The following is a 9,630-nucleotide window of genomic DNA, read 5'->3' on the forward strand; positions in this document are numbered from 1 at the left end:
TGGCTCGGCCGAACATGCCTCGGCAGCGGCCGCCGGAGCCGCGGTGAGGGGGGCGCGGTGAGGTGGGGTGCGTGGTCCGGGGTTGGGCCGGCGCCCGGCGTGTATGTGGGCGCGCGGGTGGGTCCGCAGCCCGGCGTTGCGGGGTGCCTCCCCCACTCTCGGCTTCGCTCGAGCGGGGGGACCCCCATCGCCCACCCGTGCCGCCCCAGCGGCACTGCTGCCCGCAGCTGCGGCGGCTCCGCAGCTGCGGCGGCTTACTGGTGGGTGTAGGTCAGGGTTTCTCCTGTTGCGGTGTTGGTGCGGGTCAGGGTGTTGTTGGGGAGGAGGGTCACGTCTGTGGGTTCTCCTGGGGTGCAGGAGGAGGCCGGGCCCGTCGTCACCGTGGAGGGGCCCAGGCGCAGGGGGCCGTCCGTACCCGGGTCCGCGGTCAGGTCGGCCTCGAAGACGCAGCGGTAGCTGCTGTTGCCGGCGGGGCCTTCGGCGACGAGGGACATGACCGTGTCGCCGACCTCGCCCTGCTGGATGGTCAGCCGGCGGGTGTGCACGCCGGAGGCGTTGTCGATGGTCGTGGTCCATGTGCCGAGGTATCCGGCCGGGATCGTGCCGTCCGGGGTCTCCGGCGTGCTCGACGTGCCGTCCGTCGGGGCCGGTCCCGCCGTGTCGCCGCCCGTGGTCCCGGGTGCGCTCGTGGAGGTCGTCGGGTCGCCGCCGGCCTTGCCGTCGTCGTCCTTGCCGCCGCTCATCAGCGCGTAGACCGAGCCGCCGGCACCGAGCGCGACGACCAGGGCGACGACGACCAGCAGCGCGGTGGAGCGGCCTCGCCGTGGCGGCTCCTGGGGCGGCCCGTAGGGCGGGGGGCCGTACGGCGGGGTCGAGCCGAGTCCGCCGTACGGGTGCGGGTGGTACTGCGGCGGCGGCGCCCCCTGCGCGCCGGGCGCCTGGATCCAGGCCGGGGCCGGGGCGTAACCGTGCGCGGGCGGTGGGGAGGGGTGCTGCTGCGGGTGGCCGTATGCCGGCGGCGGCGTCGGGGCGCCGGGGCCGCCCACGACCAGCGTGGGGAGGTGGTTGTTCGCCGGCGTGCCGCTGCCCGGCTGCCGCGGGGGCGGGGGTCCGGCGGTTCCGGCGGCGCCCGCGTTCGGGTCGCCGGGGTTCGGTGCCCCCGCCTCCGGTTCACCGGGATTCGGCGAACCGGGAGTCTGCCCCGGATGGGCCGAGCCGGCCGCACCGGAACCGGCGGCAGCGGCGCCCGCGGCGGCGGAGTCGGCCGGTGCGGAGCCAGCCGGGCCGGAGCCGGGCGGGGCGGCGCCAGCAGCGGCGGAACCGGCCGGGGCAGAGTCAGCCGCAGCGGAACCCCCGGCAGCCGACGCCCCCGGCACGGGCGACGGGCCCGGTGCGGGCGCCCCCGGCGCCGACGACCCCGACGCCCCCGGCGGGGTTTCCGGGTTTTCCGTGTCCAGTAGGCGTACCGCGTGGCGGCCGAGTTGGGCTACCAGGGCGCTGGGGAGCCATGGGTCTCTGGAGCGGCCTTCCGCGACCGTGTCCTGGGCGCCCGTGCGCTCCAGTACCGCGGCGAGGGACGGACGCGCCGCCGGGTCCTTCCTCAGGCAGTCGCGGACCAGGTCGGCGATGCCCTCGGGCACGCCCTCCAGGTCGGGTTCCTCCTGCGCGATGCGGAACATCAGCGCGTGCACCCCGCTGTTGGCGGTGCCGAAGGGCAGGGCGCCGGTGGCGGCGTAGGCGAGGACCGAGCCGAGGCAGAAGACGTCGCAGGCGGGCGTGATCCGGTCGCCGCGGACCTGCTCGGGCGCCATGAAGCCGGGCGAGCCGACGAGCGCGCCGGTGCGGGTGAGCCCGCCGTCCGTCACCGTCTCCAGGGCCCGCGCGATGCCGAAGTCGATGACGCGGGGGCCGTCGATGGTGACGAGCACGTTGGACGGCTTGAGGTCACGGTGCACGATCCCGGCGGCGTGGATGTCCTGAAGGGCGTGCGCGAGCCCGGCCGCCAGGGTCCGTACCGAGCGTTCCGGGAGGGCGCCGTGGTCGTGGCCGACGACCTGCTGGAGGCTGGGCCCGGCGACGTACCCGGTGGCGACCCACGGCACGGCGGCCTCGGTGTCGGCGTCCAGCACGGGCGCCGTCCAGTATCCGCCGACCCGGCGGGCGGACTCGACCTCCTGGCGGAACCGCTGCCGGAACTCCTCCTGCGCGGCCAGTTCCTCGCGGACCAGCTTCACGGCGACGGTGCGTCCCCGGTCCGACCGGGCGAGGTAGACCTGCCCCATGCCGCCCGCGCCGAGCCGCCCCAACAGCCGGTAGGAGCCGATGGTCCCCCCGTGCTGAACGCCTGGGGGGACCCCCATCGGGTCCCCGTCCCCGAGCTTGTGCATGCCGTGCCGCCTTCCCCCGCACGTGAACCCACGTGAGCAACAGATCGAGGATAGTGCGGGGCGACCGCGCGGTGAGCCGGTCCGGCTCTACGGTTCCGTAACAGGCGGGCCGTCCAGGCCCCCCAACGCCTTGGACAGTCGTTCGAGGGCTTCGACCGCCGCTGCCAGCTCCTCCTCGGACCCGTACGCCCACGCCAGCCGGTCCGCGAAGGCCGCGTGCCCGGGGTCGATGCGGGAGACGGCCGCGCGGCCCGCGTCGGTGGGCGCGAGGAGTTTGGCGCGGCGGTGGGCCGGGTTGGGCCGGTACTCGGCGAGGCCGCGCTCCACCAGCAGGTCGGCGATGCGCTGCACGCTCTGCCGGGTGATGCCCATGGCGCGGGCGACACCGGAGACGGGCAGCGGATCGCGCAGCACCGCGCCGAGCACCTGCCACCAGGCGGCGGTGAGTCCGGCCGGGCGGGCCAGTTCCTCGGCGACGGTGAGGAACTGGCCGTTGAGCCGGAAGACGCCGAGGGCGGCGCGGCTGAGCAGGTCCTGACGCTCCCGGCTCACGCGTCGCCCGCCTTCTCCAGTACGGCGTACGCGGACGGGTCGGAGTCGTGGAACAGCCGGTACCAGGCGTCGAGCACCTCGCCCTCGTACACGCCGAGCAGGCCGAGGACCTCGCGGGCGAAGGCGACCGGCTCGGTGGGGCCGGCGGTGATCAGGCCGCGGTCGGTGACCGCGTCGGCCTCGGTGTACCGCTCGCCGCCCGCGTAGCCGGTCGCCGCCAGGTAGAAGGAGACGGCGCTGGTGTGCGCGCGGTCGTCGAGCAGGCCCTCGCGGGCGAGGCCGGCGGTGGCGCCGCAGATGGCGGCGACGGGCACGCCGGCGTCCAGGAAGGCTCGGGCGGTGCGGGCGAAGGGGGCCAGGTCGTCGCCGGTGTCCCAGGAGTCCGCGCCCGGGAGGATCAGGAGCGAGCTGTCCTCGGGGCGCAGGTCGGCCAGGGCCAGGTCGGGCTGGACGCGCAGGCCGCCGATGCTGGTGACGGGGGCGGTGGTGGGGCCGACGGTGCGGATCCCGTACCCGCCGCGGGCCAGGTACGCCGTGGCGTGGCCGGTCTCCCAGTCGGCGAGGGTGTCGTACACGGCGAGGTGGACGGGCTTGCGGGTGCCGTTCGCGGTGCCGTTCATGACTCCTCCTCGGGAGCAAGGGGCTTATGACAGAAGGCTGTCACTTCGACAGCATTCTGTCAATCCTCTCCTTTGCTTCCCGGTCCCCGCCGCGTCGACAACCTGTCGCGGAAAGCCCGTGACCACATACAGGACGCCGATTCCGTTTCCGCATCGCGGACATCTACCCTCGGCCGCATGACCCCTCAGCCCAACCCCCAGGCCGGCGCCGCCGTGAAGGCCGCGGACCGCGCGCACGTCTTCCACTCCTGGTCCGCGCAGGAGCTCATCGACCCGCTCGCCGTCGCGGGCGCCGAAGGGTCGTACTTCTGGGACTACGACGGCAAGCGCTACCTCGACCTCGCCAGCGGCCTCGTCTACACCAACATCGGCTACCAGCACCCCAAGGTCGTCGCCGCGATCCAGGAGCAGGCCGCGAGGATGACGACGTTCGCGCCCGCGTTCGCCGTCGAGGCGCGCTCGGAGGCGGCCCGGCTGATCGCCGAGCGGACCCCCGGCGACCTGGACAAGATCTTCTTCACCAACGGCGGCGCCGACGCCGTCGAGCACGCCGTCCGCATGGCGCGGCTGCACACCGGGCGGCCGAAGGTGCTGTCGGCGTACCGCTCGTACCACGGCGGCACCCAGCAGGCGATCAACCTCACCGGCGACCCGCGCCGCTGGGCCTCCGACAGCGGCACCGCCGGTGTCGTGCGGTTCTGGGCGCCCTTCCTGTACCGCTCGCGCTTCTACGCCGAGACCGAGGAGCAGGAGTGCGCGCGGGCGCTGGAGCACCTGGAGTCGACGATCGTCTTCGAGGGCCCCGCGTCGATCGCCGCGATCATCCTGGAGACCGTGCCGGGCACGGCGGGGATCATGACGCCGCCGGCCGGTTACCTCGCCGGGGTGCGCGAGATCTGCGACAAGTACGGGATCGTCTTCGTCCTGGACGAGGTCATGGCCGGCTTCGGGCGCACCGGCACGTGGTTCGCGGCCGACCTGTACGACGTGGTGCCCGACCTGATGACCTTCGCCAAGGGCGTGAACTCGGGCTACGTCCCGCTGGGCGGCGTCGCGATCTCCGCGAAGATCGCCGAGACCTTCGCCGAGCGCCCCTACCCGGGCGGGCTCACGTACTCCGGGCACCCGCTGGCCTGCGCCGCCGCCGTCGCCACGATCAACGTGATGGCGGAGGAGGGCATCGTCGAGCACGCCGCCCGCCTCGGTGCCGAGGTCGTCGAGCCGGCGCTGCGGGAGCTGGCCGAGCGCCACCCGAGCGTCGGCGAGGTGCGCGGCGTCGGCATGTTCTGGGCGCTGGAGCTGGTGAGGAACCGGGAGACCCGGGAGCCGCTGGTGCCCTACAACGCCACCGGCCAGGCGGCCACCCCCATGTCCGCCTTCGCCGCCTCCGCCAAGGCGCACGGCGTGTGGCCGTTCGTGAACATGAACCGCACCCACGTGGTGCCGCCGTGCAACGTCAGCGAGGCGGAGCTCAAGGAGGGCCTGGCGGCGCTGGACACGGCGCTGTCCGTGGCGGACGAGTACACGGAGTAGGCCGCCTCCGCCGGACGGCCGCCCAGGCGTCCGGCGCGTAAGGTGACGTGCTCGTACACGGTAGACAGGTGTACGAGCACGCCGCCCGCCCCCGACGAGGAGAACGCCCGACCATGCCCGGCCCCAGCGGCGCCGTGACGCGCAGCACCCTGCGGCGCCAGATCGCCGACGCGCTCCGCGACGAGGTGCTGGCCGGACGGCTGCGGCCCGGGCAGGAGTTCACCGTCAAGGAGATCGCCGAGCAGTACGGGGTGTCCGCGACGCCCGTGCGCGAGGCCCTGGTCGACCTGTCCGCGCAGGGGCTCCTCGACACCGACCACCACCGCGGTTTCCGCGTGCACGAGTACTCCGTCGCCGACTTCCGCGGCATGGTCGAGGCTCGCGCCCTCGTCACCGACGGCATGTTCGTCGCCCTCGCCGAGGACCACCAGGCGCTGCGGCTCCCCGACGGCCAGCGGCTCGTCGCCGCCCTCTCGGGGGTGCGCCGGCGCGGCGAGGAGGCCCAGCGCGCCGCCGTGGCCGGCGACCTCACCGTCCTCATCGGCTACGACCTGCGCTACTGGCGGGAGCTGGCCGTCCTGTTCGGCAATCCCTACCTCTCCGACTTCCTGCACCGGCTGCGCGTGCAGAGCTGGGTGTGCACGGTGCAGCATCTGCGCCGGCTCAGCGATCTGCGCGGCGCCCTGTGGTCCGGGCACACGGAACTGGTCGACGCCCTCGCCCGCCGCGACGCCCCGGGCGCCCGCGCGCTCGTCGACGCGTACAACGCCCACTCCCTCGCCCTCATCGAGCGGCTCACCGGGGAGTGAGCGGCCGACGGTCGGCGGACGGGCGGCGGATGACCAATGCCCGACGTGTCGTGGCCCGGCCCCAGATGGGTATGGGATCTGCACGCACCACGCACCGACTACGCTTCCTTGACCACCGTGCTGTGTGAGGAGCCCTCTTTTGGCCTGTGACCTGTGGCTGGTACCGCTCGTCGACATCCTGTGCCACACGCCGGACAATCCGTTCGCCGAGGAACTCGCGCAATACGACAAGGTGCTCGCCGAGGCCGGGCTGCCGCCCGTGCCGGTGTACCAGTACATGCCGGGCCTGTCCGGCGAGGTCGCCCCGGTCGCCGGTTTCGACTACGACGCGCTGCACTTCCTGCGCCGGGCACACCTGCTCCAGGTGTGCGGACTGCCGGTGACGCCGGTGGACGAACTCGGCGGGGACTACGAGCAGTTGCTGGAGATGTTCGAGACGACGGCCCAGCAGTCGCACCTGGTCTGGCACTACGACCACGCGGGCGCGTACGTCCCGGTCGACTTCCCGCATCCACTGTCCAGCGACGAACTCCTGGCGGGCGGCGGCCCCTTGGGCTCGGCCCACGCCCTCCTGCGGGAGCTGGAGGCCGTCGCCCCGGCCCTCGGCATCGACCCGGCCAACCCGCCGGCGCCGCCTCAGCCGCCGCTCGGGCCGACGGAGCTGGAGGAGCCGGCCGTGGCGGCGCCGTACGATCCCAGCCCCTTCGCCCGGGAGCGCCATGTGTGGCTGGGGCTGCACGCGGCGGCCACGCGGAGCCTGGCGCAGGGGTCGATGATCGTCTTCAGCTGATCAGGCGAGCTGGGAGAGGCCCTTCGCCAGGTCGTCGCCGTTCATGATCGGGCAGACCTCGACCTCGGCGTTCAGGTCGAGGAAGAACCGCTCGCCGACCACGGGGAGCTCCGAGCTGTCCTGGAGGTCGAAGAAGAGCAGGGCCGTCCGCCGGCCGCCCGGGGTGCCGAAGTACGCCGCCTCCGGCTTGATGCGCTCCAGGCTCTCCCGCATCAGGTCGGACATCCGGCCGCTGCGGATCAGTTCGTTCGCCTTCTCCGTGTCCAGCGTCGCCTTGAGCATCACGCGCATCGCACTCACCTTCTCCTGCCGACGCGCCGTGTACAGGCTCAGCCTATGCCCGGGGCGGGGCGGGTGCCCCCGGTGCGAAAGCACACGGGGGTCAGCGGATCAGGGAGATCCCGGGTGGCCAGAGCACCCCTTCGGCCAGCAGCAGTGACGGTCCCAGGTGCAGGGGGCACACCCGCAGCGGCGTCCGGCGGTGCCGGGCCACCTCGAACCTGGCCGGGTCGCCGCAGCTCCCGGGGTCGCCCTCGGCGCCGTACGGGCCCTGGCATGAAGCGGCACGGTCGCGGTCGGTCATGCCCCCGATCCCACACCGTGCCGGGTGCCGCCGCCCGGCCGGGAGGGCCGAACGGCAGCACACGGGAACCCGGTGGGCCTACAGGAACGAGTTGATCTCGATCGTCTCGTCCCGGCCCGGGCCCACGCCGATCGCGGAGATCGGGGCGCCGGACATCTCCTCCAGCGCCTTGACGTACGCCTGGGCGTTCTTCGGCAGCTCGGCGAAGGTCTTCGCCTTGCTGATGTCCTCGCTCCAGCCCGGCAACATCTCGTAGACCGGCTTCGCGTGGTGGAAGTCGGACTGCGAGTACGGCAGCTCCTCGACGCGCTTGCCGTCGATCTCGTAGGCCACGCAGACCGGGATCTGCTCCCAGCCGGTGAGGACGTCGAGCTTGGTGAGGAAGAAGTCGGTCAGACCGTTCACGCGGGTGGCGTAGCGGGCGATGACCGCGTCGAACCAGCCGCAGCGGCGGTCACGGCCGGTCGTCACGCCACGCTCGCCGCCGATGCGGCGCAGCGCCTCGCCGTCCTCATCGAACAGCTCGGTCGGGAACGGGCCGGCGCCGACGCGGGTCGTGTACGCCTTGAGGATGCCGATCACGCGGCTGATCTTCGTCGGGCCCACGCCGGCACCGGTGCAGGCGCCGCCCGCGGTCGGGTTCGACGAGGTGACGAACGGATACGTGCCGTGGTCGATGTCGAGGAGCGTGCCCTGGCCGCCCTCGAAGAGGACCACCTTGTCCTGCTCCAGGGCCTGGTTGAGGACCAGGACCGTGTCGGCGACGTACGGGCGGAGCTTCTCCGCGTAGCCCAGCAGCTCCCCGACCACCTGGTCGACGGCGATCGCGCGCCGGTTGTAGAGCTTGGTGAGCATCTGGTTCTTGACGTCGAGCGCCGCCTCGACCTTCTGGGTGAGGATCGACTCGTCGTAGAGGTCCTGGACGCGGATGCCGACGCGGTTGATCTTGTCGGCGTAGGTCGGGCCGATGCCGCGGCCGGTGGTGCCGATCTTGCGCTTGCCGAGGAAGCGTTCCGTCACCTTGTCGACGGTCACGTTGTACGGCGTGATGATGTGCGCGTTTCCGCTGATCAGGAGCTTGGACGTGTCGACGCCTCGCTCGTTCAGCCCGCTCAGCTCGGAGAACAGGACCGACGGGTCGACGACGACGCCGTTACCGATGACCGGCGTGCAGCCGGGAGACAGGATTCCGGAAGGGAGCAGGTGAAGGGCGTACTTCTGGTCGCCCACGACTACCGTGTGGCCGGCGTTGTTGCCGCCCTGGTAGCGCACCACATAGTCGACGGAACCACCGAGCAGGTCCGTCGCCTTTCCCTTGCCTTCGTCACCCCACTGAGCACCGAGCAGCACAAGTGCGGGCACGCGCGTACACCCCTTCCGGGCGGGGCATGTCCATGGTCGAGGGCGTACGCGGAGGGGTTCCACCGCGTGCACCGCGACCGTCGTTGGCCGCCAACCGTCGGACCGGATGCCCCGGAATAGACGAAGCCCCTGGCGCAATAGCGCAAGGGGCTCTTGCACAAAGATGCTACCCGAGGAAGCGAGGCATGGCCGAGGTGGCGACTTCCGCGAGATCATCCGCGACGCCCGATCAGCTTCTGGTGGTCGTCGATCCGGTCGCCCGACGGGCGGACGGCGAGTCCGTCCGCATCGCGAAGGACGTGCTCGGCGCGGGTGCGGCGCACACGAAGGTGTGCCTGCCGGAGGACTCCGACGAGTTCGCGCGGGCGCTGCGGCGGCGGGGTTCGCGGCGTCCCGTGGTGATCGGCGACGACCGTGCGCTGCTGCGGGCCGTGGCGCTGCTGCACCGGCAGCGGGAGCTGGCCGGATGTGCGCTGTCGGTGGTGCCGGTGGGGCCGGTGCTCGGCCTCGCCCGCTCCCTCGGGCTGCCGACGGGCGCGGTGGCGGCGGCGCGGGCGGTGCTGGACGGGGCGGTACGGCGGCTCGACCTGCTCGTCGACGACAGTGACGGGGTGGTGCTGGGTGAGGTGGGCATCCCGCCGGCCACGGTGCGCGAGGAGGTCGACGCGGAGGCGGACGCGGGGGGCGGGGCGCATGCGGCGGGCCGGCCCTGGCTGCGGACCTGCCAGTCCCTGGTCCGGACGCTGGCCCCGGCGCGGCCGGCCCGGATCACCGCCGGCCCCGGCGCGGCCGGTCCGGCGCGGCTGCGGGTGGAGGTCGACGGGGTGACGCTGGTGGACCTGGATCGGCCGGTCGACGCGGTGTCGGTCCTGCCGGGCTCCGGAGGCCTGGCCGAGGTGGAGGTGCGCCCGGCGTCCCTGGGCGCGGAGGAGCCGCCGCTGAGGGCGACGGGGCGGACGGTGACGGTGTCGGGAGCGCACTACCGGTACCGGGC

Annotated in this window: 10 protein-coding genes; 4 read left to right on the forward strand and 6 right to left on the reverse strand. The window is 73.3% G+C overall.

Translation table 11 applies throughout. The annotated features are described in order from the left end of the window. Nucleotides 1-254 precede the first annotated feature (254 nt). The 3 genes from GTW67_RS14840 to GTW67_RS14850 form a co-directional block, all read right to left on the reverse strand. Nucleotides 255-2,387, reverse strand: a complete 2,133-nt coding sequence (locus tag GTW67_RS14840) for a serine/threonine-protein kinase (RefSeq protein WP_161165289.1) — start codon at nt 2,385-2,387, stop codon at nt 255-257. Between the two features lie 87 nt (nt 2,388-2,474). Continuing rightward, complete coding sequence (locus tag GTW67_RS14845; protein ID WP_161165290.1) at nt 2,475-2,939, reverse strand: MarR family transcriptional regulator; 465 nt, start codon at nt 2,937-2,939, stop codon at nt 2,475-2,477. After that, nucleotides 2,936-3,559: a type 1 glutamine amidotransferase family protein gene (locus GTW67_RS14850; protein ID WP_161165291.1), complete on the reverse strand. Its 624-nt coding sequence runs from the start codon at nt 3,557-3,559 to the stop codon at nt 2,936-2,938. Before GTW67_RS14850 ends, GTW67_RS14845 begins: the two co-directional genes overlap by 4 nt. Before the next feature lie 177 nt (nt 3,560-3,736). On the opposite strand from GTW67_RS14850, the gene GTW67_RS14855 reads away from it, so the two are divergent. From GTW67_RS14855 to GTW67_RS14865, 3 genes are all read left to right on the forward strand, one after another. Next, the gene (locus GTW67_RS14855) at nt 3,737-5,092 is read left to right on the forward strand and encodes an aspartate aminotransferase family protein (RefSeq protein ID WP_161165292.1); all 1,356 of its coding nucleotides are present in this window, start codon (nt 3,737-3,739) and stop codon (nt 5,090-5,092) included. Between the two features lie 113 nt (nt 5,093-5,205). Further along, nucleotides 5,206-5,901, forward strand: coding sequence for a GntR family transcriptional regulator (locus GTW67_RS14860; protein ID WP_161165293.1), 696 nt, complete (start codon nt 5,206-5,208; stop codon nt 5,899-5,901). A gap of 139 nt (nt 5,902-6,040) precedes the next feature. After that, a complete protein-coding gene (locus GTW67_RS14865) occupies nt 6,041-6,691 on the forward strand; it encodes a putative DNA-mimic protein (protein WP_161165294.1) in 651 nt (216 codons plus the stop codon). On the opposite strand, the gene GTW67_RS14870 is transcribed toward GTW67_RS14865, so the two are convergent. The 3 genes from GTW67_RS14870 to GTW67_RS14880 all read right to left on the reverse strand — a co-directional run bounded on the left by GTW67_RS14870 (nt 6,692) and on the right by GTW67_RS14880 (nt 8,636). After that, on the reverse strand, nt 6,692-6,982 hold the full coding sequence (locus GTW67_RS14870) for a hypothetical protein (protein ID WP_161165295.1): 291 nt from the start codon (nt 6,980-6,982) through the stop codon (nt 6,692-6,694). It abuts the gene before it with no gap. 91 nt (nt 6,983-7,073) lie between these two features. Further along, a complete protein-coding gene (locus tag GTW67_RS14875) occupies nt 7,074-7,274 on the reverse strand; it encodes a hypothetical protein (protein WP_161165296.1) in 201 nt (66 codons plus the stop codon). 78 nt (nt 7,275-7,352) lie between these two features. Continuing rightward, nucleotides 7,353-8,636: an adenylosuccinate synthase gene (locus GTW67_RS14880; RefSeq protein WP_161165297.1), complete on the reverse strand. Its 1,284-nt coding sequence runs from the start codon at nt 8,634-8,636 to the stop codon at nt 7,353-7,355. Between the two features lie 185 nt (nt 8,637-8,821). Here GTW67_RS14880 and GTW67_RS14885 point away from each other — a divergent pair. Beyond that, nucleotides 8,822-9,630: diacylglycerol kinase family protein (locus GTW67_RS14885; protein ID WP_161165298.1), on the forward strand; the 809-nt coding region annotated here is incomplete at its 3' end.

Origin of the sequence: Streptomyces sp. SID5910, assembly GCF_009862125.1 — a bacterium.
In the GTDB taxonomy this organism is placed as follows: Bacteria; Actinomycetota; Actinomycetes; order Streptomycetales; family Streptomycetaceae; genus Streptomyces.

Bases quoted from the DNA above. Each gene is read 5' to 3' on its own strand.
- GTW67_RS14840 (WP_161165289.1), bottom strand. From the start codon at position 2,387: ATGCACAAGCTCGGGGACGGGGACCCGATGGGGGTCCCCCCAGGCGTT.
- GTW67_RS14850 (WP_161165291.1), bottom strand. From the start codon at position 3,559: ATGAACGGCACCGCGAACGGCACCCGCAAGCCCGTCCACCTCGCCGTG.
- GTW67_RS14855 (WP_161165292.1), top strand. From the start codon at position 3,737: ATGACCCCTCAGCCCAACCCCCAGGCCGGCGCCGCCGTGAAGGCCGCG.
- GTW67_RS14860 (WP_161165293.1), top strand. From the start codon at position 5,206: ATGCCCGGCCCCAGCGGCGCCGTGACGCGCAGCACCCTGCGGCGCCAG.
- GTW67_RS14870 (WP_161165295.1), bottom strand. From the start codon at position 6,982: ATGCGCGTGATGCTCAAGGCGACGCTGGACACGGAGAAGGCGAACGAA.
- GTW67_RS14875 (WP_161165296.1), bottom strand. From the start codon at position 7,274: ATGACCGACCGCGACCGTGCCGCTTCATGCCAGGGCCCGTACGGCGCC.